The sequence below is a fragment of the Ferrimonas senticii DSM 18821 genome (assembly GCF_000422665.1).
Taxonomy (GTDB): domain Bacteria; phylum Pseudomonadota; class Gammaproteobacteria; order Enterobacterales; family Shewanellaceae; genus Ferrimonas; species Ferrimonas senticii.
In genome coordinates this window covers 77,513-101,757 of the sequence record NZ_AUGM01000011.1, presented here as the reverse complement: position 1 = coordinate 101,757, position 24,245 = coordinate 77,513, and the positions used below count along the sequence as shown (strand labels likewise).

Sequence of the window (24,245 nt, the reverse complement as noted above, 5' to 3'; positions counted from 1 at the left end):
CCAATTAAACCCATTGAAAGAATTGGTTAAATTGTACCACCTGCGCAAATAACAAGCAGTCAGAAGTTGCCGATAGCGGTTATCGGCGTTTACCCAGCACTGGCATAAAAATCGGACAACACCTCCAGCACCAAATCAGGGTGAGAGATAAACGGCGCGTGACCGGCTGGGGCAAAGATGTGCGAGCGTGAGTGTGGCGCCAATCGATCCACCACACCGATACTGGCTTTGGGCACCAAAGCATCATTGCGGCCATAGAGTCGCATCCATGGCGGGGTTATTTGCGACAGCTGCGAGCGCAGATCGACCTGCGTTAGTATCGTCAGCCCCCCAGCTAAAGCGGTCGCATCGGCACTCGGTTGCGACAGCATCGCCTGTTTAAGCAGACGAATATCGGCGCGATTACTGGCCGATCCCATCCCCTGTAACGCCAAGAAAGCCGCAATGGTTTTGTCGCTGTCGTTGGCCAACTGCGCGGCAAAATTAGCTAACACCGCAGGGGTAATCCCCGGCCAATTATCAGCGGCCTGAAACGCCGGTGAGCTGGCGATGGTCACTAGTGATGCCACCCGCTGCGGCGCTTGCAGGCTCATCTGCAACGCTAACAATCCCCCCAACGACCAGCCCAGCAGATGGCAACGCGCTGGCAACTGCTGCCAAAGATGCGCCGCCATCAAACTTAAGTCCGTGGGATCACTAAGCGTCTTGGCGCCACCAAAACCCGGCAAATTGGGGGTAACCACGGCAAAGCCCAACGCTTGCAACTGCGGGGTAAGTTGCTGCCACACAGCGCAGTTCATCCCCCAGCCGTGCAACAGCACCAAGGTGGGCTTCAAATCAGTAACAGGGGCAATCGACATGGCAGCAGCTTCCCACACAAACACAATCAAACAACGACTTCTTGGGGTAATACAGCAGCTACGCCAAGGATTAGATGCCAGTCTACCGAACCGATGTTTGCTGTGTCAGCAGCCACTTGCTCAGCAGCGGGGGCTCTGTGCAATCTGCTTAGCCGATGGCGATCCGGGCCCATTGTGCCTGTGCTGCACCGCGCCGTTGCCAAGCCACAGCCAGCTATCGCGCTGCGGCAAGTGCCTATCGCGGCAACGTTGGCGACCACTACAGGTTGCCGTTCACTATCAATCGCCCGCCGGACAGTTGGTCGCGCAGATGAAGATCCAACAACGATTCGCCGCGCTAACGCCGCTGTGTCAGCAGTTAGCCAAGCGGATGCAAACCCAGCCATTGCCACAGGTGTTGGTTCCCATCCCGATGGATCATCAGCGCCTGCGCCAACGCGGCAGCAATCACGCGTTGCGGATCGCCTTGGAGCTAGGACGGCAACTGCAACTGTCAGTACGACCAGAGCTGCTGATTAAAGTCGGCCATAGCGACACCCAGCACCTACTCAGTGGTCGCGAACGGCGAGCCAATCTGAAACGCGGTTTTGTCGCCCCAGCCCAACCAGCACAAGCTGGCATCGGCTTGGTCGATGACATTGTTACCACCGGCACCACCCTGGCCGTTGCCGCCAGCACGCTGCAGCGCCAAGGGCATCGGGTTAGCCACTATCTGGCGCTGGCAACGGCGATGAACTGAGCCATCAAAAGCAGCAATCGAATTGATCGTTTAGCGGTCAATTCGTGATCCGGTTATCATCGCTGCCCTGTCCATCCACGCCCGAACAGGGTTATCATGGATATTATCCGAGTCGATTACTCAGGTTTAAGAGAGCCGATATGATCACCATTACCGAAGCCGCTCAGGCGCATTTCGTAAAACTGCTGGCGCAGCAGCCTGAAGGCACCCACATCCGGGTGTTCGTTATCAATCCAGGCACCCCACAAGCCGAGTGCGGTGTGTCGTACTGCCCACCAGATTCGGTGGAAGAGGACGATACCGAACTGGAGTTCAACGGCTTTAACACCATGATCGACAGCAAGAGCGCGCCGTTCTTGGAAGAAGCCTTTATCGATTACGTAACGGACCAGTTGGGCAGCCAGCTGACTCTAAAAGCGCCCAACGCCAAAATGCGCAAAGTGGCCGACGATGCGCCACTGAAAGAGCGTGTTGAGTACGTAATTCAAGCCCAAGTGAACCCACAACTGGCCGGCCACGGCGGCTACATCAGCCTGATGGAATTGACCGACGATGGCATCGCGGTAATCCAGTTTGGCGGCGGCTGTAATGGCTGTTCAATGGTTGATGTGACCCTGAAAGATGGCATTGAAAAGCAGTTGCTGGAAGAGTTTGCTGGCGAACTGACTGCAGTGAAAGACATCACTGAGCACCAAGCGGGCGAGCACTCTTACTACTGAGTTTCGCTTAAGTAAAAAGGCCGCAGAATGCGGCCTTTTTAGTGCGCGGGTGCAGGTCAAACCCACCGTTGTTGACGCTGGCGCAGCCAATAATGGCCACCAAGGCTAACACTGCGCAGCAGCGCAAAGCCGCAGAACGCCAACCACAGACCGTGGTTGCCCCAGCCTTGGGTTAGCCACCACAAGCCAAAGAATCCCAGTGCCGACAACAGCATGCTATCGCGCATTGGCCGCCCTTTGGCGGCGCCAATATAAACCCCGTCAAACAAGAAACAGGTAAACGCCACCAGCGGATAAGCCACCAGCCAAGGCAGGTAGGTTTGTGCATTGCTGCGGACGCTGTCGATACTGGTTAGCAGGGCAATAATCTCGCTGCCGAGTAACCAGAAAACCGCTGCTGCCAGCAACGCCGCCGCCGCCGACCACAGCATCCCCAACCATACCGCCAATCGCAGCTGACGCTGATCTTTGCGCCCCAGAGCCTGTCCCACCTGCGCTTCCGCCGCATAAGCAAAACCATCAAGGCCGTAGGCGATCAGCAAAGTGAAGTTCATCAATACCGAGTTGGCCGCCACCACTGCATCGCCCATCCGCGCCCCTTGCGCAGTGACAAACGCAATGCACAACTGCAAACAGAGCGAACGCAGGAAAATGTCGCGATTAAGCGCAATTAAGCGGCCAACGCCATCGAAATTAAGCCACTTAAGCTGACGGTATTGCGGTGGAACCTGTCGCCAACTGAGCCACAGCGCCAGCAGCAATGCGCTGTAATCGGCCACTACTGTTGCCGCCGCAGCGCCAGTCACGCCCCAACCCAGTCCCAGAACAAACCACAGATCGAAACCGATATTAAAGCTGTTGGTCAGGATCAGCAGCCACATTGCCGCTTTGGCTTGATGACGCCCCAACAAAAAGCCCAACAACACTAAGTTCATCAGCGCCGCCGGCGCGCCCCAGATCCGCATCGACGCGTATTCCATGGCGTAATGCTGCACCTCACTGCTGCCGCCAATAACCTGGATCGCCGCAGTTAACAGCGGCTGCTGCAACAGCACCAGTATTCCACCCAGTAGCAACGCCAAGCACAGCCCCTGAAACAGCACTGCCAACTGCTTGGGCCACGACTGCTCACCAAAGCCCTGGGCCACCAATCCAGTAGTCGCCATTCGCAGGAAACCAGCCAGCCACAGAATTAGGGTTATAATCATCGCCCCAACAGCGACACCGCCCAGATAATAAGCCTCGGTTAAGTGGCCGATAACCGCGGTGTCCACTAACCCCAGCATTGGGGTAGTAATGTTTGACAGAATCATCGGCAGCGCCAACGCCAAATTGCGTTGATGCACCGACCACTGCCGCAAGGAAGCCCCAAGGGCATCTAGCGTCATAACAACGGATTTCCCCAACAATGAAACAAAACGCTTTACGCTGGCTGCTGCCATTAACTCTATGTGCCAGTGGCAGCGCGCAGGCGGTGGTGATCTTACAGTATCACCACGTCAGTGATAGCACCCCGAAAAGCACCTCGGTCACCCCGGCACAGTTTACCGAACAGATGCACTATCTGCGGGACCAGCAATTTCAGGTGCTACCGCTCGAACAAGCGCTGACGGCAATTAAAGCGAAACAACCGCTGCCTCCCAAAAGCGTGGTGATCACCTTTGATGACGGTTATAACGACGTCGCTGAACACGCTCATCCGCTGCTAAAACAGTTGGGTTATCCCTATACGGTGTTTGTTGAATTGAACGCGGTTGAGCACGGCTATGGCGATGCCATGAACTGGCAGACGCTGCAGCAGTTGGCCAGCGAGGGCGCCACCATCGCCAACCATACTGCCGATCACAGCCATTTAATTCGCAAGACAGACGGTGAAACCAGCGAACAATGGCGGGCTCGGATTAAAGCCAATATCGAACAAACCGAAGCGGCCATCGTCGCCAATATTGGCCACAACCTGAAGGCCTTGGCCTACCCTTACGGCGAATTCAACGGCGAGTTACAGCAACTGTTGACGGAGATGGGTTACAGCGGCATCGGCCAACACAGCGGCGCTGCTGGCCCGTATTCTGATTTCACCGCCATTCCACGTTTCCCGGTAGCGGCGGCTTACGCCGATATGAGCAGTCTGAAACTCAAGCTCAACAGCCGCAATATGCCGGTTGCGGCACTGCAAGGTGCGGAATCGCAACTGACCGAAACCAATCCACCGCTGTTGACCGTGACCCTAGACGGCAACGATCTGCGCCGTGAACAGCTGATGTGTTACATCCAAGGCCAAGGCGCCAAAGCGCCAACGTGGATAGACGCCGATACCTTTACCATTCAAGCGGATAAGCCAATGCCAGTTGGCCGTTCTCGCTATAACTGCACCGCCCCAAGTCGCAGCAGCAACAACTACTACTGGTTCTCGCAGCCGTGGGTAAAGCTTAAAGGCTAGTTGGTAGTTGTTAATTGGTAGTTGGTAGTTGGTAGTTGGTAGTTGGTAGTTGGTAGTTGGTAGTTGGTAGTTGGTAGTTGGTAGTTGGTCAGCGTTTTGACCTAACGCTAGCCAACCACCAACTGCTTTTAGCTTTTAGCTTTTAGCTTTTAGCTTTTAGCTTTTAGCCACTCACTGAAAACTAACAACTGAGAACGGCCAACTAAAAACTAATCGAAACTTGATTAACTCTGGTAATCGACGATTTTCGGCAGCTCCCGCTCGATTTGCGCCATTGACACCGTGCGCAGTTGGCCAGGGCCGAGATCTTGCGGCCGGAATATCGCCTCTAACTGCCCTTGCGGGTTGATCAGCACAATATCAGCACTGTGATCGACCAGATAGTCGCCACCGGTTGGGCTATCGACCAACGCATACACCAAACCAAGGCTTTGGGTGAATGGATACAGTTGGCTGTGCTCGCCGGTCACCCCTTTAAAGCTCGGCTCAAAGTGATAGATGTACTCATCCAAACGGTCAGGGGTATCACGCACCGGATCCGCCGACAGCATCACCACCTGCAGGTTGTCCATCGCCAACTTAGGATACAGTCGTGCTAAATCCGCCATGGTGGTCGGACAAATATCAGGGCAAGAGGTGTAACCGATAAACAGCAAGGTCCATTTGCCTTGCAATTGCGCTTGGCCAAACGGCTCACGCAGCTGATCTTGCAAGGTAACCTCTACCAGCGGTCGCGGCTGTTTTAACCACAGTGCCTCAACGCTGGGCCGTTGTTGCCCTAAAACCGCAATACCGATCCCGGCCAACAGCGCTATCAACGCCGCCGATACCAGCAACAAAGTGCGTAAATTCATCCCGCTTACTCCCTTAAAAAAATCCATAAATATTATTGGTATAGTGATCCACCAACAGCAGTACAAACAGCGCCAACAGGTGCCAAATCGACAGTAAAAACAGCTTAATTGGTGGGTATTGCTGCGGTTGAAACTTCAGTTGCCAGGCGCGATAGATAAACCAAGCCCCCAATCCAGTCGCCCCAAGCAGATACAGTGCGCCACTCATTCCCACCAACACCGGCAGCAAACAGGCAATGGCATACAACAGGCTGTACAACAGGATCTGAGTTTTGGTGTAGTCGTCGCCATGAGTCACCGGCAGCATCGGCAAACCCACTTTGGCGTAATCGGCCTTACGAGCGATCGCCAGCGCCCAAAAGTGCGGTGGCGTCCAGGCAAAGATGATGATCACCAGCAGCAAACCGTGGCCGTGAAATTCGCCCGTCACCGCCGTCCAACCAAGCAGTGGTGGCATCGCCCCAGCCAAGCCGCCAATAACGATATTTTGCGGCGTTGCCCGCTTCAGATAACCGGTATACACCACCGCATAGCCAAACAGTGACGCCAAGGTTAACCAAGCGGTAAGCGGGTTAACCAAGCCATAGAGCAGCACAAATCCGGTGACCGCAAGGATCAGTGCAAACGCCAGTGCCGAAGTGGCGCTTACACTGCCTTTGGGTAGCGGTCGGTTATGAGTACGCGCCATCTGTGTGTCGATACGGCGATCCAGCAGATGGTTAATTGCCGCCGCCGCCCCGGCCATCAAGCCGATACCACTCAATCCGGCCACCATCGGCAGCAGTGGGATCCAGCCCGGTGATGCCAGTGCCATCCCGACCAAGGCGGTAACCAGCATCAGCGCCACCACTTTAGGCTTGGTCATCTCAAGGTAGTCGCGCCACGGCCACCCCTGCGTCAGAGCTATTGCTTTATCCATGCTGTCCTCCTTGCCAGATCCGAACATTGCTGGCGACCACCGTCAGCAGTAACAACAGCGCCACGCCGTTGTGAGCCACCGCCACCGCCAATGGCAAGCCGGCCACCACATTGGCGATACCAAGGCCAATTTGTAACAGCAGCACCGCTCCCATCAGATGGCCATAGCGACCAAGACCGCTGCGGGCTAACCGCCACCACAACAACATCAATACCGCAGCGGTCACCATCGCCCACAGTCGATGGCCGATATGGATGGTCATCCGCGCCGGGTGATCCAGTACCCCAAACTCGTAGGTTTTTGCCGGCGGTTGCAGCGGCGTAAAGGCGGTTTTCGGCGCCAGCTTAGCCACCCAGTCGCCTTCGCAAATCGGTAATTGAGTACAAGCCAGTGAGGCGTAATTGGCCGAGGTCCAACCGCCAAGGGCGATCTGGGCTAACAGCACCAACAGCGCGGCGGCCGCTAATGGTTTAAGTGAACGAGGTTGACGGTTGCCGGCGGTGTCCGTCAGCGCAGACTGCGGCTGGCGCAGATACCACAACAGCAACAGCGAGGCGATGCTAAACCCGCCTAGCAGATGCGCCATCACAATCACCGGCATCAGATTTAAGGTCACCGTCCACATCCCCAGTGCCCCTTGAAACAGCACCAAGCCCAGCAACAGATAAGGTAAACGGCTATGACCACCAGCGCGCCAATGCAAACCGGCAATGGCGACGATCATCAGCCCCAGCAGCGCCGCTACATAACGATGGATCATCTCTGCCCACGCTTTGGCGGCCTCCACCGGACGCTCTGGAAAGCGCGCTTCAGCGGTGCTGATTTGCGCATCGTTAGGCACCAGCAGATAGCCGTAACAGCCGGGCCAATCTGGGCACCCAAGGCCAGCGTCAGTCAAACGGGTGTATGCCCCTAAGGCGATAACCACTAAGGAAAACAGCAGTGCTGATAAGGTCAGTGTTCGCATCCTTCCCCCTAGCCTATCCGCGACAACTTCAACAATTTGCGCAGATCTTTAAGCATCGCTTGGGTCTGTCCCGGCGGATAACCCAACACCCATTGACCGAGCGGATCGACCACCACCAACGCGTACGGAGCCAGTGGCGCTTGCAATGGCGCCGCGATCACCGGCACCAACCGCTCTGGCAGCAGCATTGGTGCCGCACTGTAGACAATAGGAACCACCCGCCGCTGTTCACGGCCGAGGGCAATATGCGCTTGGCTAAGCTGTTGCAATTGCTGCTGGCAGTCGGCAGCGCAATTGCTGGGAGCGTAAGTGATGATCTGCCATTGCTCGGCAAAGGGGTTGGGCTGATTGATCTGTTGATAGCTGAGTTCGCTAAGCAGTCGCCCTTGATTGGTGCTACCACCTTGATACCAGCCAAATTGCAGTACCGCTGCCGCCAATAACACCGGCAGCAGAAATAACCCAAGCATCAGCATCAATGTGCGTTTCGCGGTCGATGAGGACATAGCTACTCCTTGTCGTTGCCCAGGCGCAATCGCGCTTGAGGCCAATCACCGATACCGCTGGTGAGATTGTTATCGTTATTCGGCTACGAACTAACCGTCGCTACCGCTGTCTTTTGTTTGCGCCACAACACCAGCACGATAATCAACAGTGCCAGCGCCAATGAGAACCACTGCAGGGCATAGGCGCGATGCTTGTCTGCTCCCATATTGAGCGGTTGCCATGGTTTAACAAATCCGAGTTGTTGCGGCTGCTCTAACCACAGTAGCGCCGCCACGATCGGCTGTTGCCAATGTTGCTGCAGTTGCTGCCAATTGAGCGCTTGCACGCGAGTAATCGCGGCCCCAGCTGGGGTAACTAGCGCCTCTGGCAGTAACTGATCCGCAAGGCGGTTGACCCCAGGTTGCAGCAGTCGCCCTTGCAGTTGGCTCACCTTTGGCAGTGGCGGCAACGATGGCAAACTCTGGCGGTTACCTCCGGTTTCGACAAAGCCGAGATCCACCAATAGCCACGGCTGACTTGGGCTGATCTCCACCGGCACCAGCCAGCGGTAACCAATGGCGCCTTGCCAAACTTGGTTGTCTAACAGCAGGCCATATTGGCTTAGCCAGCGACCGGTGATCTGCAAGCCATAGCCGCGCAGATCGCCGCTGGGCAACGGCCATTGCAGTTGCTGTGCCGCGCGCTGTTGGTACTGCTGCGCCAGTTGCTGTTTTTCCGCCGCGCGATCCAGTTGCCACCAGCCCAACTTGATCAACAGCACCAGAGTCGCCACAGTAACCACTACAGCAAGCCCCTTTTTGCCTAACACGGATATACCATGACGCTGATTTTAAAGACGCTGTTGCTACTTCTGTTGTTGTACATCTTGGTCAACCTCGCCTTAGCTGGCATTGCCATGATCCGTGGCGGTCGCAGCATGAGTCATTACCTTGGCCGCCGAGTTGGGGTGTCAGCACTGGTGCTACTGATCGTGCTGATTGCCGCTGCCTTGGGCTATCTACCGCTTAACCCAAGGCCCTATTAATCACTGCGGCTGTTACAGCACGTACACGAACACAAACAGACACAACCACACCACATCGACAAAGTGCCAGTACCAGCTTGATGCCTGAAAGCCGAAGTGGTTAGCGGGAGTAAAGTGCCCTTTAGCAACTCGGAAAAACATCACGATCAACATGATGGTGCCCAAGGTGACGTGCAGACCGTGGAATCCAGTGAGCAGGAAGAAGGTGTTGCCATAGATCCCTGAGCTCAGCATCAGCCCCATCTCCCGATAGGCGTGGATATACTCCTCAACCTGCAACGTTAAAAACGCCAACCCTAGTAAAATGGTGATCCCCAGCCAAATGGTCAGCGGCTTGCGTTTGTCTTGCTCCAAGCTGGTGTGGGCGACATGCAAGGTGATCGATGAGATCACCAAGATGATGGTGTTATACAGCGGCAAACCGCCCCAGCCCATCGCCTCGGTGGTGGTGCCGCCTGGGGTACTCACCAGCGGCCATACCGCTTCAAAAGTTGGCCACAACACCTCGTGGGTCATGGCGTTATTGCCCGCGCCACCAAGCCATGGCACCGCCAGCATTCGGGCGTAAAACAGCGCGCCAAAAAAGGCGAAGAAGAACATCACCTCCGAGAAGATAAACCACGCCATCCCTTGCTTAAATGAGCGATCCATCTGCGCCGAATAGAGCCCCGACATCGACTCATCAATGACATTGCGGAACCAACCAACCAGCATGTACAACAGCAGCGCGATCCCCGCCAACAGCAGGTAACCGCTATAACCACCGCCATCCGGTAGACTGGCGACATAGTTGCCGGCCCCGACGGCGATCATTCCCAGCGCCACCGCGCCGACTATCGGCCACGGGCTTTGCGCCGGCACATAATATCGTTCAACTTTTTGACTCATGTTTGCTCTCCTTGAGCTTGCGCCAAAGCGCCAACGCTAACCCTGTTCGGCGACCACATCAGTGATGTTGTAGAGGGTGTACGACAACGTCAGTGTTTGAATCTCTTCTGGCAGTTCCGGATCAACAAAGAACACCAATCCCATCTCGGCGGTTTCGCCCGCCGGTAACGGTTGATGGTTGAAACAGAAGCATTCAATTTTGGAAAAATAGAGCGCCCCTTGGCCGGGACTCACCGATGGGATGGCTTGGCCAATGGTGTCGTTGCCAGACAAATTGGTGGCGCGAAACGCCACCTGAGTGGTCTTGCCCGGGTGCACCTGCATCCGCTGCACCACCGGTTCAAATTGCCATGGCATGTCATTACGGATGTGGGTGACAAACTCGACCGTCACCAACCGCTGTTCGTCCACCACCGCCGAGGCGCTGACCGCTTCGCTGTTGGTTTTGCCGTTGATGCCGGTAATCTCGCAAAACACGTCATACAGCGGCACCAAGGCAAAGCCAAAGCCAAACATCCCCAGCACGATCAGCAACAGGGTTATCAACAGCTTCTGGTTGGCCGCCATCATTAACGCACCACCGGTGGCGTATCAAAGGTGTGCAACGGCGCGGGTGAGGGCACCGTCCATTCGAGCCCCTCGGCACCATCCCAGACCTTGGCTGGCGCTTCTTGACCACCACGGACGCACTTGATCACCAGAGCAAGGAAGATCAGTTGCGATAAGCCAAAGGCAAAGCCACCGATAGAAACCACTTGGTTGATGTCGGCAAACTGCAGCGCGTAGTCAGGGATCCGCCGTGGCATCCCCGCCAGCCCCAAAAAGTGCATTGGGAAGAACAGCACATTGACCGAAACCAACGAGCACCAGAAGTGCCACTTGGCTAGGGTTTCGCTGTACATATGACCGGTCCATTTCGGTAGCCAGTAATAGGCCGCCGCCATGATTGAGAACACCGCCCCCGTCACCAGCACATAGTGAAAGTGCGCCACCACAAAGTAGGTGTCGTGATACTGGAAATCGACTGGGGTTATCGCCAACATCAAGCCCGACAATCCGCCAATGGTGAACAGCACAATAAAAGCCAAGGCAAACATCATCGGCGCTTCAAAGCTGATGGCACCACGCCACATGGTGGCGACCCAGTTGAACACCTTGACCCCGGTCGGCACCGAGATCAGCATGGTGCAGTACATAAAGAACAGTTCAGCAGCGACCGGCATCCCGGTAGTGAACATGTGGTGCGCCCAAACGATAAAGGACAACCCAGCAATGGAAGCGGTGGCGTACACCATCGAGGCGTAACCAAACAGCGGTTTGCGGCTAAAAGCGGGCACAATCGCCGAGATAATGCCAAACGCCGGCAAGATCATGATGTACACCTCGGGGTGGCCGAAGAACCAGAAAATATGCTGGAACATCACCGGATCGCCGCCGCCCATGGCATCAAAAAAGCTGGTGCCGAAATACTTATCGGTCAACACCATGGTAACTACCCCAGCCAGCACCGGCATCACCGCAATCAACAAGAACGCGGTGATCAGCCAAGTCCAAACAAACAGCGGCAGCTTCATCCAAGTCATGCCCGGCGCACGCAAATTGACGATGGTTACGATGACGTTGATCGCGCCCATGATTGAACTGATCCCCATGATGTGGACCGAGAACACAAACAGCGCAGTGGAATCACCGCTGTAGGTGGTGGACAGCGGCGCGTAGAAGGTCCAACCAAAGGCGGGACCACCACCTTCCATAAACAGGCTGCCGAGCAACATCGCAAAGGCAAACGGTAGGATCCAAAAGCTCCAGTTGTTCATCCGTGGCAGCGCCATATCCGGGGCACCGATCATCAGCGGGATCATCCAGTTGGCCAAGCCGGTAAAGGCGGGCATTACCGCCCCGAATACCATGATCAAGCCATGCACCGTGGTCATCTGATTGAAGAAATGGGGATCAACCAACTGTAAACCGGGTTGGAACAGCTCAGCGCGAATGACCATCGCCATCGCCCCGCCCACCAAGAACATAATGAAACTGAACCACAAATAGAGGCTACCAATCTCTTTGTGGTTGGTAGTCAGCAGCCAGCGCATAATGCCGCTAGGCTGGGCATGGTGATGGTCGTCGTGGCTGTGCTCGCCAGCATCAGGGCCATCAACCAGCGGTTCCGCCAACTCCATCTTGGCGTCATTTACGACATCGCTCATTGCTGGCCTCCTTGCATCCATTGGTTCACTTCACTGGTTTGGATCACTTCTCCGGTGTTGTTGCTCCAAGCGTTGCGCTGGTAAGTCACCACTGCCGCCAACTCTTTTAAGGTCAACTGACTGCCAAAGGCCTGCATCGCGGTGCCGCTTTTGCCATTGACGACGATGTCGATATGGCTGCCGATGTCGCCAGTGGCGATGGCGCTGCCGCTGATGGCCGGGAATACACCAGCTAAGCCCATGCCATTGGGCTGGTGACAGGCGGCACAGCGGGCGATGTAGATCGACTCGCCAAGGGCCATCGATTCATCCATGGTTAACTGCTGCGCCAATGACGCCTGCTCCGCTGCCGCGGCGGCGTTGGCCGCTTGCTGCTGCTGTGCCAACCATTGGTCAAATTCCGCTTCCGGCAGCACTTCCACCACCACCGGCATGTAGCCGTGGTCTTTGCCACACAATTCGGCGCACTGGCCGCGGTAAGTGCCGGGATCATTTACTTTGGTCCAGGCTTCGTTGATAAATCCGGGGTTGGCGTCTTTTTTGACCGCAAAAGCCGGTACCCACCAGCTGTGGATCACGTCATCCGAGGTCATCAAAAAACGTACTTTACGGTTGGCCGGGATCACCAATGGTTTGTCCACCTCTAACAGGTAGTTGTCACCCTTGGCTTGTTGATTTTCGATCTGCGCTTTTGGGGTCGACAATAAGCTGAAAAATCCCACATCGTGACCGAAGTATTGGTAGTGCCATTTCCACTGCGAGCCGGTCACCAAGATGGTCAGATCGGCATCCGATGGGTCCTCCATCTCAATTAGGGTGCTGGTGGCAGGTACCGCCATGCCGATCAGAATCAGAAACGGGATCACCGTCCAGATAATTTCGACCTTGGTGCTTTCATGGAAATTCGCGGGGGTAACCCCTTTGGATTTGCGATGGTAGATCAGCGAATAGAGCATCACCCCAAACACCACCAACGCGATCACACAACAGATATAAAAGATGGTCATATGCAGGCCAAACACCTGCTGACTGATATCAGTAACGCCGGGGGTTAAATTCCACGGCGATTCAGCGGCGACAACCTTGCCACTGAACAAAGCGGCTAGGCCGCCGTACAGCGTTAACTTCACAACACTTCTCCCACGTTGACTGCAACGGTAAGAAGAAAGCTTGCACAGTAATGCTCGTCTCTATGTAAGCTCCCAAAACCCTAAAGGGCACGGGCATACGCGCTTACTTCATAGGCGCTTAAGCGCCATCGCTACGTAAATTCTGCCAGTACATCGACCGGTTTCTTTTAATCCCGTCCTAACCACGGTTTGCGATACAACTTGGACAGTTATTGTCCAAGCTAACGTTAGATGCAGACGGGATCAAGCCACCTTGCCTTGCTAAAAGTATGGTTCAGAAACCACTAAGGGAGATCCGAAGATCTCCCTTAGTGGTTATAAAAACATAAATTAATGCAGTGAGTTAGCGATAGCGCAGAGCCGTTGCGGATCACTGTGGAACACAAAGGCTGGGCAGTGGGCGCGTTTACTGATCAGCTGCAACCGGCGCTGATCACGCGCATCCAACTGCGGCAACCACGCCGCTACCGCTACGCTGGTGCCGGTGATTAAGCCCTGCTCTAACGCCATCAAGGCTTCCAATTCATCATTGCAACGCAGACGCAAAATTCGACTGCAATCGAATCCGGTCTGCTGCACCACCGCTTGCCAATCGCACTCTGGAGCATTGATCAGCAGTAGCCAACCCGACTGCTGCGCCTGTTGGCGTAACTGTGTGGCGATACTTAACAGGCCATTGCCACGTTGGCATTGGTGCTGAGTCACGCTTGGGCGGGCGGCAACCGCAGTTTGCCAAATACCAGGATGACGATGTTGCAGTGGCTGCGACGATTTCATTAGGCCCAATCTCCGTTGCGAACCACGCCCACAGCGAGACCTTCAATGGACAATGGCATTTCAGTTAAGTCGACCACGATCGGTTCATAGTCGCTGTTTTCCGCATGCAGATAGACCACGTTACCCTGCTGCTGAAAGCGTTTTACGGTCACTTCATCTTCACCAACCCGCGCAACTACCACTTGGCCATTACGCGCGGTATTGGTTTGATGCACCGCCAGCAGATCACCATCAAGGATGCCAATCTCTTTCATCGAATCGCCGCGGACACGCAACAGATAGTTGGCTTGCGGGCGAAACAGCATCGGATCCAGCTTGTAGTGTGATTCCACATGCTCTTGCGCCAAGATTGGCTCACCGGCAGCAACCCGCCCAATCAGTGGCAGTCCCAGCTCTTCCTCTTGCTGATCTTCAACCAAGATCCGAATGCCGCGGGAGGTGCCCGGCACAATCTCGATGTACTCTTTACGGGCCAACGCTTTCAGGTGCTCTTCGGCGGCGTTGGCGCTGCGAAACCCCAACCGCTGGGCAATCTCGGCCCGAGTTGGCGGCATGCCGGTTTGTTGCATGTGTTCGCGGATCAAATCAAACACTTGGGCTTGGCGCGGCGTCAACGGCTTCATCAGTAAATACCTGTTTATCTATACAGTGCAGATACTGTAATCATATACAGGTTGTTGATGATTTCAACAACCAACGGCAAATTTGTTGCTGGAATTTCAGATAAACCAAACAGATGTGCTCGGATGAGTTTCGCAAATCGAGTGTTCCGTTAGCTTCTATCGCACCAGTGCTGCCTGATGTTGCCAATGCGTGTACACTCTGCGCCAGTTAAGTAATTGCCGAGAAGCGCACGTGAGTAACTCCCTTCTACCGATGTGGCAGCGACCGATTAATGGCCTGCAACGTTTGCTGGTGCAAAGCCAACCGATCCCAGAGCGGCCGATCACCGAACTGGATCTGGATCTGTCCCGCCCCATCGTTTACGTCTTACCACAGGATGCCTTCTCGGATCGGCTGGCACTGCACCAGTGCTGCTTAAAGCTGGGTCTCCCAAGCCCATTTGAACCACTGCAATTGGGCGAACACACCATCAATCGCTGGGTCTCATTGGAGCCGGCGCAAAGTCTGTTTGGCCGTCGCAAGGGCAGCAGCTTTCAAAAGCCATTTGAACATCTGCTGAGCCTGCACAAAGCCGATCCACAACTGGATGTGCAAGTGGTGCCGGTCAGCCTGCTGTGGGGCCGAGATCCCGGCAAAGAGGAGAGCGTTAGCGCCACCATTTTGGCCGACGACAAACCCACTTGGCTGCGCAAATCGCTGATTATTGCGGTGGTCGGCCGCGATAACTTTATCCGCTTTTCTCGTGCCGTATCGATGCGCTACATGGCCGAGCAGCGTGGCAGTGACACCGATCTGGCCAACAAGCTGGCTCGGGTGGCACGAGTGCACTTTGGTCGCCAACGTACGGTAGCCACCGGCCCTAAATTGCCGGAGCGTAACGGCCTGTTACGCAGTTTGCTGCGCGAACCGGTGATCCAACAAGCGATTGCTGATGAAGCCAAAGCGAAAAACATCACCGAAGAGAAAGCGCGCCAAAACGCCCGCAAGATCCTCGATGAGATCGCCGCCGACTACTCCGAAAAACTGTTCCGCATCGGTGACCGAGTACTGACCTGGTTGTGGAACAAACTCTACAACGGCATCAACGTCCGCGGCGCCGAGCAAGTGCGCCAGTTGGCGCAAGATGGCCATGAGATCGTCTATGTACCTTGCCACCGCTCGCACATGGATTACCTGCTGCTGAGCTACGTGATCTATAAGCAAGGTCTGGTGGCGCCGCACATCGCCGCCGGGGTTAACCTGAATTTCTGGCCAGCCGGTCCAATCTTCCGCCGTGGTGGTGCGTTCTTTATTCGCCGCTCATTTAAGGGCAACAAGCTGTACTCCACCATCTTCCGCGAATACCTCGATCAGCTGTTTAAGCGTGGCTATTCGGTGGAATACTTCTGTGAGGGTGGCCGCTCCCGCACTGGTCGTCTGCTGCCACCGAAAACCGGGATGATCGCCATGACCGTCAACAGCGTGATGCGCGGTCTGGAACGGCCAGTGACCCTGGTGCCGGTATATCTTGGCTACGACCATGTGATGGAGGTGAACTCCTATCACAATGAGCTAAAAGGTAAGAAGAAAGAGAAAGAGAGCGCCTGGCAGGTGTTCTCCGCCATTCGCAAACTCAGCAACTATGGCCAAGGTTATGTGAACTTTGGCGAGCCGATCACCCTGCAGCAGTTTTTAAATCAACAGCAGCCGGACTGGCGCGCCCAAGTGGCCGCTGGCGACACCAAACACAGCTGGGTTACCCCTGCGGTTAACCAGTTAGCGAACCAGCTGATGTGTCACATCAACGATGCTGCCGCCGCCAGTGCCATGACCCTGACCGCCTCGATTCTGCTGGCCACCGAACACCATGCGATGGAGCGCAGCGCCCTAGAGCGCCAGCTCGACATCTATCTGGATCTGCTGCGGGCGGTGCCATACACCAGCCGCGCCACGGTACCAGAGGGCGATGGCAAAGCGGTGTTGCAACATGTGCTCGATCTGAACAAGTTTGAGCGCCAGCAAGGTGGCATGAGTGAGATCATCAGCCTGATCGAAGGTACTGCGGTCACCATGACCTATTACCGCAACAACAGCCAGCATCTGCTGGTGCTGCCAGCGCTGATCGCCAGCCTGCTGTTGCGTCAAGGCAAACAGAGCCGTGAGCAACTGAAACAGCAGATCCACAGCCTGTTCCCGCTGCTGCAAGCGGAACTGTTTATCGGCATGAACCACAGCGAGTTGGACAACTACCTTGATGGCATGATCAACGAGTTACTGCACCTGCAACTGCTGCTGGAAGACGCCAATGGCATCGACTGTCACCAGCAGCAACACGCCGCCTTGTTGAATCTGGCTAACCAAGTACAGGAAACCATCCAACGCTACGCCATCGTGCTGTCACGTCTGCAAAATGAGCCGGAGATCGAGCGCGGCACCTTAGAGCGTGAGAGCCAACAACTGGCCGAGCATATGTCTAAGCTGCATGGCATTAGCGCCCCAGAGTTCTTTGATAAGAGCCTGTTCAACACCTTAACCAACAAGTTCAAAGACTTGGGACTATTGGGTGAGGACGCCGATCGCGCCCAAGTCGAAGCGATGACGCAACTGGTGCTGTCGCTGGTGGCAGCGCCAGTGTATAACTCGATCATCGCCGTGCGCTAAACTTCACCGCATTCGCCGAGGAGCCAACTCTCGGTTACCACCATCCTGATAAGGCGGGCACAAGCTCGCCTTTACTTGTTATGACCAGCAATCACCCTTACCCCAATGCCGTATTGGCGCTGCGCCAACAGCGAATTGCGCTATCCACTCGACCATTTGCCGCCCGTGGCGCCACTGTTGAGCGCTGTCTGCGCTGCCAGATCGCCCGCAACTATTGCTGTTGTGCTTGGGCGCGACCGCAAACCAGTAACGTTCGTTTTTGCCTACTGATGCATCCGAAAGAGCCACTGAAACCGACCAATACCGGCCGCTTAATCGCCGAGATATTGCCGGACAGTGTCGCCTTTAGCTGGCATCGTACCGAGCCCGAACCGGCGCTGCTGGCATTGCTCAAAGATCCGCAATACCAACCGATGCTGGTATTCCCGGGGCAATACAGCGAACCGGAGCGGGTGCATGAAAAGGTACTGCAGAGCGAGGGTAAAACGCCGCTGTTGATCCTGCTGGATGCCACCTGGAAGCAAGCGCGCAAGATGTTTCAAAGCGACTATTTAACGGGTATTCCAGTGCTGTCTATCACCCCAGAAGCGCTTAGCCGTTATCGCCTGCGCAGCGCCGCTCACGAGCATCAGCTGGCGACCGCCGAAGTGGCGGCACAGGTGCTGGCCTTAGCCGGTGAGACCGACAACGCCAATGTACTGGATGCGTTTTTTCAGGTGTTCTCGCAGCGCTATTTTGCTGGCAAGATGAAAAAGCCCGCGGTCAGTGACAGCGAGCCATTTCAGTATCTCGAAAGCATTACTCTACCGCGCTGATCAACAGCACCATGCCATCGCTGCCATGGATTGTTACCGCCGTACCAGCGGCGATAGCCTGTTCGCTGCGCACCCGCCACAAGGTATCGCCCAGCTGTAAGCGACTGTCCCCTACTGGCAAGGGCTCAGCCAAGGTAATACGGCGGCCAACTAACTGCGCCGCCCGATCGTTTAATTGCGGCTGTTCGGTGCGTTGATTAAAACCACGAAAAAAACGCCAATAAGCCACGCTAAAGGCCACCGCGGCCACTGCAAATAGGATGAGTTGGCTGGCCCAACTCAACTCAGGCAACAGCCACAACAGCAATGCCATTAGCCCCGCCGCTAACGCGGCACCAAGGACGAAACCGCCAGCGCCGAGCGCCTCTAGCGCCAACAGCAGCAGCGCCAATACCAGCCAATGCCACGGCGCTAACATCCAAGCCTCAGTCATCGGTTATTCTCCTTGGCACTGTTTACCAATTCAGCGATGCCTGCGACTGAGCCAATCACATTGCTGGCCTCCAATGGCATCATAATCACCTTGCTGTTGGCGGCACTGCCGACGGTTTGTAGCGCTTCCACGTATTTTTGCGCCACGAAGTAGTTGATCGCGCGATTGTCGCCCTCGGCAATGGCTTTAGAAACCATGGCGGTAGCATTGGCTTCGGCTTCGGCCAATCGTTCCCGCGCTTCGGCAGCGCGCTTAGCGGCCTCTAATTCGCCTTCAGCTTTGAGGATCTCCGACTGTTTTTGCCCTTCCGCGACTTTAATTGCCGCCTCCCGTTCGCCTTCGGCTTCTAAGATCGCCGCCCGTTTCTCCCGTTCGGCTTTCATTTGCCGCGCCATCGCATCGACTAGGTCCGACGGCGGCGAGATATCGCGGATCTCGATACGGGTGACTTTGACCCCCCATGGATCGGTAGCTTCATCGACCTTAAGTAGCAATTCCGCGTTGATACGGTCGCGGTTCGACAGCATCTCATCCAGCTCCATCGAGCCGAGCACCGCCCGGATGTTGGTCATCACCAAGTTCTGCATCGCCAGCTCTAAGTTATTGACCTCATAAGATGCTTTCACCGCATCTTGAACTTGGTAAAAGCACACCGCATCGGTGGTGACCATAGCGTTATCCGATGAAATCACCTCTTGCGGCAAAATATCCAGCACTTGCTCCATCATATTTTGCTTACGGCCGATGTTATCCACAAAAGGGATGATCACCGTTAACCCCGGTTTTAGTACTCGGGTGAACTTACCAAAACGTTCGACAGTGAATTGAAATCCCTGAGGAACCATTTTTACGCCGGTGGCCACCAGCACAACTGCCAAAGCCACGACTGCCAAGGCTACTACGTCAATTCCAAGCATCGGTTACTCCCTTAATTTGACTCATCCATTGATTGACTTAATTACTTTTGGAGCTCGGCGGCACCGACCAAGCTGCTGCTTATTTGCACAACACTACAACCATCGTAACCGCTACTGGTCACAGCCTGTAATAACCTTTTCAACAAAGTTTTCCACAGCCTAAATTTAGCCTCGATGCCGACTGCAACAGCGGCTACAATGCCGGCTGTTATTCCTTAAAAGATGGTTTTATGACTCGTTTTCTTCCGCTTTTGCTGGTTTCTGCAGCGCTTCTTGGCGGCTGCGCCGAACAACAACAAGAACTAAAACAACTGGCCGACGACGCCAAAGCGTTGGCAGAGGATGCGCAATCGCTGGCGCAAGACGCCAGTGTTATCGCCAAAGATGCCTTAGAGCATGGTGGTGTCGATACTGAGCAACTGCTGGATGGCGCTAAACAAGCCGCCAACGACGCCTTGGATCAAGCCAAAGAGTTGGCCGAAGACGCCATCGATCAAGCGGGCGATAACGCCCAACAAGCGATCGACGACGCCGGCGAGCAGGCGCAAGAGCTGCTCGACCAAAACAGCATCTAATGCGCGGTTACTCAATCTAAGTTGAACAGCAGTTTGCGCTGCTGTTCGGTCAATTCATTGGCGGGTTTGGCGTCTTTCATCTGTTCGGTAATGGCGTACGCCCGCTGAACGGCTGGCCGCTGCTTTACTCGTTTAAGCCACGCCGCCATATTCGGAAATTGCTCAATATCCTGCCCTTGGCCGCGCCACAATTGCGCCCACGGGTGGCAAGCGAAGTCCACTATCGACAATTCCCCGCAGATAAACGCTTTGCCTTGTAGTTGCTGATCCAGCACCCGATAGAGCCGCGCGGTCTCTTTGATATAGCGCTGCTGGGCGTAGGTAATGGTTTCTGGGGCGTAATGATTGAAATGGTGGTTTTGCCCTGCCATCGGCCCAAGGCCGGCCATCTGCCAATGCAGCCACTGCAACACATAGGCACGAGCACGTGGCTGCTGCGGCAAGAACTGCCCCGCCTTATCAGCCAAATATTCCAAAATCGCCCCAGACTCAAACAAGGCCAACGGGCCGCCGCCATCAACCGGGGCATGGTCAATAATCGCCGGCATTCGGTTATTGGGCGAGATCGCCAAAAATTCCGGTTCAAACTGGGCACCGGCGCCGATATCTAGCGGTGTCAGCCGATAGTCCAACCCCGCCTCTTCCAAAAATAGGGTGATTTTATGGCCGTTTGGGGTTGGCCAATAGAACAGTTCAATCATCCAGTCGCCCTCGGGTGTTTTTCCTTAACCTAACAGCCACAAGCAAAAACGCCAGTTCAGGCGAGGAACTGGCGCGATAGCTGTGGCAAAGGTTAACTGAGCTGTTGTTGAGCGATTGGCAAAAATACTTCGTTAACTCGCAGTGGCATCCCGGCCAACTCAAAGGCTCGGCTGCGGCCCCACAGTGGCTGGTGCACCGGTTGCCGATGTTGACGGGCTAGCTGCGCCGCTCGGCTGTCGCTGGCAAACTGCCTAACCGTAAGCGCGCACGGGCGGATCTGTGGGTGACTGAACAGCACCTCCCCTAACGGCCGCGTCCCCAACAAAGTAAAATCAACCCCGCCGTGACTTAAGGTGGTCAGTGGGATCTCAGTGACGGCATACACCCAAGGGCGACCATCTAAGTGCAATAGCACCTCGCGCAACCACAACCGTTCACCGGCAGGCCACAACTCGGTCGACTCGGTCGCTGCTTGCTGCCATTGCCGCAGCAACTCCACTTCAAAGTGGTGGCAGCGTCGACGCAGGTGCTCGGTCAATGAATCACGATCACCAAGCCAGCGCTGAAAATGCGCCGATGGGCCTACCTCAAGGTCTAGCTCGGTCACCAACATAACGACTCCTCAAACTCCTTTTTCGGCACCAGTCTATCAAAACCGCAAGCGCAATCGTGACCAGTGCGACGCTTTTGCTAATATGCCCCAGATAACCTAATGGAATTAGAATCTTATGAAGCAACTGGGAATTTTGCTGTTGTTGCTGGCGTCCTATTCAAGCGCGGCCGCACAACCCGCTGAAGCCAACAGCAACATCGGCTATTACGGCCTCGAGCCGGAGATTGTCACCAATTACATCACCAACACCAACAACCTTGGTTTTATCCGAGTTGGCGTTGAGCTGATGCTGCACAACGCTGATGACATGGCATTGGTGGAGCAGCATCAACCGCTGATCCGTGCCCATCTGATTGAGATCTTGGGCCAGCAGCCAGCGGATTTAATTAAGTCACTGTCCGGGCGCGAAGAGATCCGCCGCCGCTGTTTCGAGCAGATCAGCCAAGCGCTGCAGCAAGAAACCGGCAAAGAACTGCTGATGAATCTGCTGTTTACCAAGTACCTGTACGACTGATCACGGTTAAGCGCGACGACTACACCATAGCCCTTGCAGCACTCCAACCAACAGGCCACCAAGGTGGGCGCCATTGGCCATATTGATACCAATGGCGTCACTCACCGCGGTAAAGCCGAGTAGCAACCACAGCAACAAAAATCCAACCAGCGGCTTAGCAATCGCCAATGGCGAATTCGGATCACGCCACCCGCGGATCCAGCAATAACCAACCAAGGCGTACACCACCCCAGATAAGCCACCAAAGCTTGGGCCGGTTAAATAGAACTGCGCCACATTAGGCAACGTGCCAGCCACCAATAGCAGCAGCAACAGCGTGCCCGCGCCATCATAACGTTCAATCTTGCCCCCCAGCTGCCACCACCACAGCAAGTTAAACACGATGTGAATGGCACTGAAATGGATCAGGCTTGGGGTAAAAATTCGCCACCACTGGCCATCGACACTAGCCAGCGACACCGGAAAGTGGGTCAAGCTAAAAATGGTTTCGGCAAAACCGAGATTCCAACCAGCCCAGATGGCAATACACAGCGCCATCACCGTTAGAGTAATTGGCCCAGCCTTGCTGGTAAGTTGCTGCAACATCCCGCTGCGGCCGTAGTCAAAGCCGATGCGGTTATCGCCACTGGTCCATGATGCGGCCAGATAGCGATCGTTTTCTGGATCATCGATAAAGCGCTGATATTGCTGCTGCGCCTGTTCAACCTCGGTATCCAAACACAGCAGCAGCCAGCCGGATTCGGTTTGTCGCTGCGCAATGCTAAGCCCAAGTCCGCGGGCATAATCGATCAGCGCCTGCCCCATCCGCGGGTTGTCGATCGGCCCAAGTACCACCCAAGTGGACGCCGAGTCTGCTTGGATCATTGGGCGATTAACCCCTGTTGCTTCGCCCAGCCATCATAGCCACCGTCGAGGCTAAAGACCTGCTCGAAGCCCTGCTCCACCAGATAAGCGGCGGCGTTTTGGCTGCTGATGCCGTGATAGCACACCACCACTAGCGGCAAATCGTACTCGCCCTCTAACAAGAAGCGGTCGACGTTACCGGCATGCAAATTAATCGCACCGGGGATCGATCCCAGCGCAAACACCTCGGGCTGACGAATATCGACAATTTGCAGATCATTATGCTGCTGTTGCAACTCGGCAAAGCTGGCCAGCGATAGGCATTGGTATTGGGTCATAGCACCTTCCTTTTTCGCCCCATTGTACGGACTCACCATCGTCAGCGCACAAAAAAGCGCCCTGATTTTTACTGTCAGGGCGCTTTAGGAAATCGATTAACGCGGTTTCAAAGCCAGTGGCCAAAACGCGCTAAGTCATCACCGAGAAGCGACTCTCGGCCGCTTACCCGCACTTAATCCCAGTTGAGGATCACTTTACCGGATTGACCCGAAGCCATGGCATCGAAGCCTTGCTGGAACTCATCAATGTGGAACTGATGGGTGATGATTGGGCTCAAATCCAAACCGGATTGCAGCAAGCTGGCCATCTTGTACCAAGTTTCAAACATCTCGCGGCCATAGATCCCTTTGATCACCAAACCTTTGAAGATCACTTGGTTCCAATCGACGCCCATCTCACCTGGAGGAATGCCGAGCATGGCGATCTTGCCGCCGTGGTTCATGGTCGCCAACATGGAGCTAAAGGCCGATGGCACGCCGGACATCTCTAGACCGACATCGAAGCCTTCGGTCATGCCCAGTTCGGCCATCACATCTTCCAGCTTCTCGTTCATCACGTTAACGGTGCGAGTCGCGCCCATCTGCTTAGCCAGATCCAAGCGGTACTCGTTAACATCGGTGATCACTACGTGGCGAGCGCCAACATGTTTACACACGGCTGCCGCCATAATGCCAATCGGGCCAGCGCCGGTGATCAGCACATCTTCACCAACCAGATCAAAGCTCAGCGCGGTGTGCACGGCGTTGCCGAATGGATCAAAGATCGACGCCAGCTCATCAGAGATGTCATCTGGGATCTTAAAGGCGTTGAAGGCGGGGATAACCAAGTATTCGGCAAAACAGCCCTGACGGTTAACGCCCACGCCAATAGTGTTGCGGCACAGGTGAGTGCGACCGCCACGACAGTTACGGCAGTGACCGCAGGTGATATGGCCTTCGCCGGAAACCCGATCGCCGACGTTGAAACCACGAACCTCTTGGCCCATCGCCACCACTTCACCAACGTATTCGTGGCCAACCACCATTGGCACAGGGATGGTCTTCTGTGACCACTGATCCCAGTGATAGATGTGCATGTCGGTGCCACAGATGGCGGTTTTGCGGATCTTGATCAGCAGATCGTTGTGACCCACTTCAGGCATCGGTACATCGACCTGCCAAATGCCTGGTTCAGCGTGTAATTTGGATAATGCTTTCATG

Annotated in this window: 27 protein-coding genes and 1 pseudogene; 8 read left to right on the top strand and 20 right to left on the bottom strand. The window is 55.3% G+C overall.

Going from position 1 to position 24,245, the window contains the following annotated elements; all coding sequences use genetic code 11:
- Positions 1–89: 89 nt before the first annotated feature.
- Positions 90–860 (bottom strand): pimeloyl-ACP methyl ester esterase BioH, encoded by a 771-nt coding sequence (gene bioH / locus G506_RS0108350; protein ID WP_028116469.1) that lies wholly within the window; start codon positions 858–860, stop codon positions 90–92.
- On the opposite strand from bioH, the gene G506_RS19250 reads away from it, so the two are divergent.
- Both G506_RS19250 and nfuA read left to right on the top strand, forming a co-directional pair.
- A complete protein-coding gene (locus G506_RS19250; protein ID WP_156904846.1) occupies positions 859–1,599 on the top strand; it encodes a ComF family protein in 741 nt (246 codons plus the stop codon). The genes bioH and G506_RS19250 overlap by 2 nt on opposite strands.
- 140 nt (positions 1,600–1,739) lie before the next feature.
- The gene (gene nfuA, locus G506_RS0108340) at positions 1,740–2,318 is read left to right on the top strand and encodes a Fe-S biogenesis protein NfuA (RefSeq protein ID WP_028116468.1); all 579 of its coding nucleotides are present in this window, start codon (positions 1,740–1,742) and stop codon (positions 2,316–2,318) included.
- A 56-nt stretch (positions 2,319–2,374) separates the two neighbouring features.
- Here nfuA and G506_RS0108335 read toward each other — a convergent pair whose 3' ends face one another.
- Positions 2,375–3,706 (bottom strand): MATE family efflux transporter, encoded by a 1,332-nt coding sequence (locus G506_RS0108335; RefSeq protein WP_051202001.1) that lies wholly within the window; start codon positions 3,704–3,706, stop codon positions 2,375–2,377.
- A gap of 20 nt (positions 3,707–3,726) precedes the next feature.
- Between G506_RS0108335 and G506_RS0108330 the strand changes: the two genes are divergently transcribed.
- Positions 3,727–4,758, top strand: coding sequence for a polysaccharide deacetylase family protein (locus tag G506_RS0108330; protein WP_028116466.1), 1,032 nt, complete (start codon positions 3,727–3,729; stop codon positions 4,756–4,758).
- Positions 4,759–4,982: 224 nt separating this feature from the next.
- Here the strand turns inward: G506_RS0108330 and G506_RS0108325 are convergent, their stop codons facing one another.
- The 5 genes from G506_RS0108325 to G506_RS0108305 form a co-directional block, all read right to left on the bottom strand.
- Positions 4,983–5,612 carry an SCO family protein gene (locus G506_RS0108325; RefSeq protein ID WP_028116465.1) on the bottom strand — a complete coding sequence of 210 codons (630 nt, stop codon included), beginning with the start codon at positions 5,610–5,612 and terminating at the stop codon, positions 4,983–4,985.
- A gap of 13 nt (positions 5,613–5,625) precedes the next feature.
- A complete protein-coding gene (gene cyoE / locus G506_RS0108320; RefSeq protein WP_028116464.1) occupies positions 5,626–6,531 on the bottom strand; it encodes a heme o synthase in 906 nt (301 codons plus the stop codon).
- Positions 6,524–7,498: a COX15/CtaA family protein gene (locus G506_RS0108315; RefSeq protein WP_028116463.1), complete on the bottom strand. Its 975-nt coding sequence runs from the start codon at positions 7,496–7,498 to the stop codon at positions 6,524–6,526. Before G506_RS0108315 ends, cyoE begins: the two co-directional genes overlap by 8 nt.
- An 8-nt stretch (positions 7,499–7,506) precedes the next feature.
- Complete coding sequence (locus tag G506_RS0108310) at positions 7,507–8,004, bottom strand: hypothetical protein (protein ID WP_028116462.1); 498 nt, start codon at positions 8,002–8,004, stop codon at positions 7,507–7,509.
- A gap of 83 nt (positions 8,005–8,087) precedes the next feature.
- Positions 8,088–8,813, bottom strand: coding sequence for an SURF1 family protein (locus G506_RS0108305; RefSeq protein ID WP_169628086.1), 726 nt, complete (start codon positions 8,811–8,813; stop codon positions 8,088–8,090).
- Between the two features lie 9 nt (positions 8,814–8,822).
- Here G506_RS0108305 and G506_RS0108300 point away from each other — a divergent pair, with 9 nt between their 5' ends.
- Positions 8,823–9,029, top strand: a complete 207-nt coding sequence (locus G506_RS0108300) for a DUF2909 family protein (RefSeq protein ID WP_028116460.1) — start codon at positions 8,823–8,825, stop codon at positions 9,027–9,029.
- A 12-nt stretch (positions 9,030–9,041) separates the two neighbouring features.
- Here G506_RS0108300 and G506_RS0108295 read toward each other — a convergent pair whose 3' ends face one another.
- From G506_RS0108295 to lexA, 6 genes and pseudogenes are all read right to left on the bottom strand, one after another.
- Positions 9,042–9,917 carry a cytochrome c oxidase subunit 3 gene (locus G506_RS0108295; RefSeq protein WP_028116459.1) on the bottom strand — a complete coding sequence of 292 codons (876 nt, stop codon included), beginning with the start codon at positions 9,915–9,917 and terminating at the stop codon, positions 9,042–9,044.
- A gap of 36 nt (positions 9,918–9,953) precedes the next feature.
- Complete coding sequence (locus G506_RS0108290) at positions 9,954–10,487, bottom strand: cytochrome c oxidase assembly protein (protein WP_420806079.1); 534 nt, start codon at positions 10,485–10,487, stop codon at positions 9,954–9,956.
- Complete coding sequence (gene ctaD, locus G506_RS0108285; RefSeq protein WP_051202009.1) at positions 10,487–12,097, bottom strand: cytochrome c oxidase subunit I; 1,611 nt, start codon at positions 12,095–12,097, stop codon at positions 10,487–10,489. Before ctaD ends, G506_RS0108290 begins: the two co-directional genes overlap by 1 nt.
- 35 nt (positions 12,098–12,132) lie before the next feature.
- Positions 12,133–13,254: pseudogene (gene coxB, locus G506_RS0108280) on the bottom strand (cytochrome c oxidase subunit II); the annotation flags it as partial.
- Between the two features lie 330 nt (positions 13,255–13,584).
- Positions 13,585–14,031, bottom strand: coding sequence for a SulA-like leucine-rich domain-containing protein (locus tag G506_RS20425; protein WP_051201998.1), 447 nt, complete (start codon positions 14,029–14,031; stop codon positions 13,585–13,587).
- Positions 14,031–14,654 carry a transcriptional repressor LexA gene (gene lexA / locus G506_RS0108270; RefSeq protein WP_028116455.1) on the bottom strand — a complete coding sequence of 208 codons (624 nt, stop codon included), beginning with the start codon at positions 14,652–14,654 and terminating at the stop codon, positions 14,031–14,033. The genes G506_RS20425 and lexA overlap by 1 nt, the downstream gene beginning before the upstream one ends.
- Positions 14,655–14,907: 253 nt before the next feature.
- On the opposite strand from lexA, the gene plsB reads away from it, so the two are divergent.
- Together plsB and G506_RS0108260 are read left to right on the top strand one after the other, a co-directional pair.
- Positions 14,908–17,295 carry a glycerol-3-phosphate 1-O-acyltransferase PlsB gene (gene plsB / locus G506_RS0108265; RefSeq protein ID WP_035387164.1) on the top strand — a complete coding sequence of 796 codons (2,388 nt, stop codon included), beginning with the start codon at positions 14,908–14,910 and terminating at the stop codon, positions 17,293–17,295.
- A gap of 80 nt (positions 17,296–17,375) precedes the next feature.
- Positions 17,376–18,110 (top strand): tRNA-uridine aminocarboxypropyltransferase, encoded by a 735-nt coding sequence (locus G506_RS0108260; RefSeq protein WP_028116453.1) that lies wholly within the window; start codon positions 17,376–17,378, stop codon positions 18,108–18,110.
- Here G506_RS0108260 and G506_RS0108255 read toward each other — a convergent pair.
- Complete coding sequence (locus G506_RS0108255; protein WP_028116452.1) at positions 18,094–18,543, bottom strand: NfeD family protein; 450 nt, start codon at positions 18,541–18,543, stop codon at positions 18,094–18,096. The two genes, G506_RS0108260 and G506_RS0108255, sit on opposite strands and share 17 nt — an antisense overlap.
- A complete protein-coding gene (locus G506_RS0108250; protein ID WP_028116451.1) occupies positions 18,540–19,460 on the bottom strand; it encodes an SPFH domain-containing protein in 921 nt (306 codons plus the stop codon). The genes G506_RS0108255 and G506_RS0108250 overlap by 4 nt, the downstream gene beginning before the upstream one ends.
- A 230-nt stretch (positions 19,461–19,690) precedes the next feature.
- Here G506_RS0108250 and G506_RS19240 point away from each other — a divergent pair, with 230 nt between their 5' ends.
- Positions 19,691–20,035, top strand: a complete 345-nt coding sequence (locus G506_RS19240) for a hypothetical protein (RefSeq protein WP_035387163.1) — start codon at positions 19,691–19,693, stop codon at positions 20,033–20,035.
- Between the two features lie 11 nt (positions 20,036–20,046).
- On the opposite strand, the gene G506_RS0108240 is transcribed toward G506_RS19240, so the two are convergent.
- Both G506_RS0108240 and G506_RS19235 read right to left on the bottom strand, forming a co-directional pair.
- Positions 20,047–20,736, bottom strand: coding sequence for a glutathione S-transferase N-terminal domain-containing protein (locus tag G506_RS0108240; protein ID WP_028116450.1), 690 nt, complete (start codon positions 20,734–20,736; stop codon positions 20,047–20,049).
- Positions 20,737–20,828: 92 nt separating this feature from the next.
- Positions 20,829–21,350, bottom strand: coding sequence for a chorismate--pyruvate lyase family protein (locus G506_RS19235; protein WP_051201997.1), 522 nt, complete (start codon positions 21,348–21,350; stop codon positions 20,829–20,831).
- 115 nt (positions 21,351–21,465) lie between these two features.
- On the opposite strand from G506_RS19235, the gene G506_RS0108230 reads away from it, so the two are divergent.
- On the top strand, positions 21,466–21,864 hold the full coding sequence (locus tag G506_RS0108230) for a flagellar basal body-associated protein FliL (RefSeq protein WP_028116449.1): 399 nt from the start codon (positions 21,466–21,468) through the stop codon (positions 21,862–21,864).
- A gap of 6 nt (positions 21,865–21,870) precedes the next feature.
- Here G506_RS0108230 and glpG read toward each other — a convergent pair whose 3' ends face one another.
- The 3 genes from glpG to tdh all read right to left on the bottom strand — a co-directional run bounded on the left by glpG (position 21,871) and on the right by tdh (position 24,244).
- Positions 21,871–22,728 (bottom strand): rhomboid family intramembrane serine protease GlpG, encoded by an 858-nt coding sequence (gene glpG / locus G506_RS0108225; protein WP_035387162.1) that lies wholly within the window; start codon positions 22,726–22,728, stop codon positions 21,871–21,873.
- Positions 22,725–23,045, bottom strand: a complete 321-nt coding sequence (glpE, locus tag G506_RS0108220; protein ID WP_028116447.1) for a thiosulfate sulfurtransferase GlpE — start codon at positions 23,043–23,045, stop codon at positions 22,725–22,727. The genes glpG and glpE overlap by 4 nt, the downstream gene beginning before the upstream one ends.
- A 173-nt stretch (positions 23,046–23,218) precedes the next feature.
- Positions 23,219–24,244, bottom strand: coding sequence for an L-threonine 3-dehydrogenase (gene tdh / locus G506_RS0108215; protein ID WP_028116446.1), 1,026 nt, complete (start codon positions 24,242–24,244; stop codon positions 23,219–23,221).
- Between the last annotated feature and the right edge of the window lies 1 nt (position 24,245).

Coding starts and splice junctions, on each gene's coding strand:
- G506_RS19235 (WP_051201997.1), bottom strand. CDS start 21,350: ATGTTGGTGACCGAGCTAGACCTTGAGGTAGGCCCATCGGCGCATTTT.
- nfuA (WP_028116468.1), top strand. CDS start 1,740: ATGATCACCATTACCGAAGCCGCTCAGGCGCATTTCGTAAAACTGCTG.
- G506_RS0108250 (WP_028116451.1), bottom strand. CDS start 19,460: ATGCTTGGAATTGACGTAGTAGCCTTGGCAGTCGTGGCTTTGGCAGTT.
- G506_RS0108240 (WP_028116450.1), bottom strand. CDS start 20,736: ATGATTGAACTGTTCTATTGGCCAACCCCAAACGGCCATAAAATCACC.
- plsB (WP_035387164.1), top strand. CDS start 14,908: ATGTGGCAGCGACCGATTAATGGCCTGCAACGTTTGCTGGTGCAAAGC.
- G506_RS0108290 (WP_420806079.1), bottom strand. CDS start 10,487: ATGATGGCGGCCAACCAGAAGCTGTTGATAACCCTGTTGCTGATCGTG.
- cyoE (WP_028116464.1), bottom strand. CDS start 6,531: ATGGATAAAGCAATAGCTCTGACGCAGGGGTGGCCGTGGCGCGACTAC.
- G506_RS0108300 (WP_028116460.1), top strand. CDS start 8,823: ATGACGCTGATTTTAAAGACGCTGTTGCTACTTCTGTTGTTGTACATC.
- G506_RS0108255 (WP_028116452.1), bottom strand. CDS start 18,543: ATGACTGAGGCTTGGATGTTAGCGCCGTGGCATTGGCTGGTATTGGCG.
- G506_RS20425 (WP_051201998.1), bottom strand. CDS start 14,031: ATGAAATCGTCGCAGCCACTGCAACATCGTCATCCTGGTATTTGGCAA.
- G506_RS0108325 (WP_028116465.1), bottom strand. CDS start 5,612: ATGAATTTACGCACTTTGTTGCTGGTATCGGCGGCGTTGATAGCGCTG.
- G506_RS19250 (WP_156904846.1), top strand. CDS start 859: ATGGCAGCAGCTTCCCACACAAACACAATCAAACAACGACTTCTTGGG.
- G506_RS0108315 (WP_028116463.1), bottom strand. CDS start 7,498: ATGCGAACACTGACCTTATCAGCACTGCTGTTTTCCTTAGTGGTTATC.
- G506_RS0108295 (WP_028116459.1), bottom strand. CDS start 9,917: ATGAGTCAAAAAGTTGAACGATATTATGTGCCGGCGCAAAGCCCGTGG.
- bioH (WP_028116469.1), bottom strand. CDS start 860: ATGTCGATTGCCCCTGTTACTGATTTGAAGCCCACCTTGGTGCTGTTG.
- G506_RS0108310 (WP_028116462.1), bottom strand. CDS start 8,004: ATGTCCTCATCGACCGCGAAACGCACATTGATGCTGATGCTTGGGTTA.
- ctaD (WP_051202009.1), bottom strand. CDS start 12,097: ATGGAGTTGGCGGAACCGCTGGTTGATGGCCCTGATGCTGGCGAGCAC.
- glpE (WP_028116447.1), bottom strand. CDS start 23,045: ATGACCCAATACCAATGCCTATCGCTGGCCAGCTTTGCCGAGTTGCAA.
- G506_RS0108230 (WP_028116449.1), top strand. CDS start 21,466: ATGAAGCAACTGGGAATTTTGCTGTTGTTGCTGGCGTCCTATTCAAGC.
- G506_RS0108335 (WP_051202001.1), bottom strand. CDS start 3,706: ATGACGCTAGATGCCCTTGGGGCTTCCTTGCGGCAGTGGTCGGTGCAT.
- G506_RS0108330 (WP_028116466.1), top strand. CDS start 3,727: ATGAAACAAAACGCTTTACGCTGGCTGCTGCCATTAACTCTATGTGCC.
- tdh (WP_028116446.1), bottom strand. CDS start 24,244: ATGAAAGCATTATCCAAATTACACGCTGAACCAGGCATTTGGCAGGTC.
- glpG (WP_035387162.1), bottom strand. CDS start 22,728: ATGATCCAAGCAGACTCGGCGTCCACTTGGGTGGTACTTGGGCCGATC.
- lexA (WP_028116455.1), bottom strand. CDS start 14,654: ATGAAGCCGTTGACGCCGCGCCAAGCCCAAGTGTTTGATTTGATCCGC.
- G506_RS0108260 (WP_028116453.1), top strand. CDS start 17,376: ATGACCAGCAATCACCCTTACCCCAATGCCGTATTGGCGCTGCGCCAA.
- G506_RS19240 (WP_035387163.1), top strand. CDS start 19,691: ATGACTCGTTTTCTTCCGCTTTTGCTGGTTTCTGCAGCGCTTCTTGGC.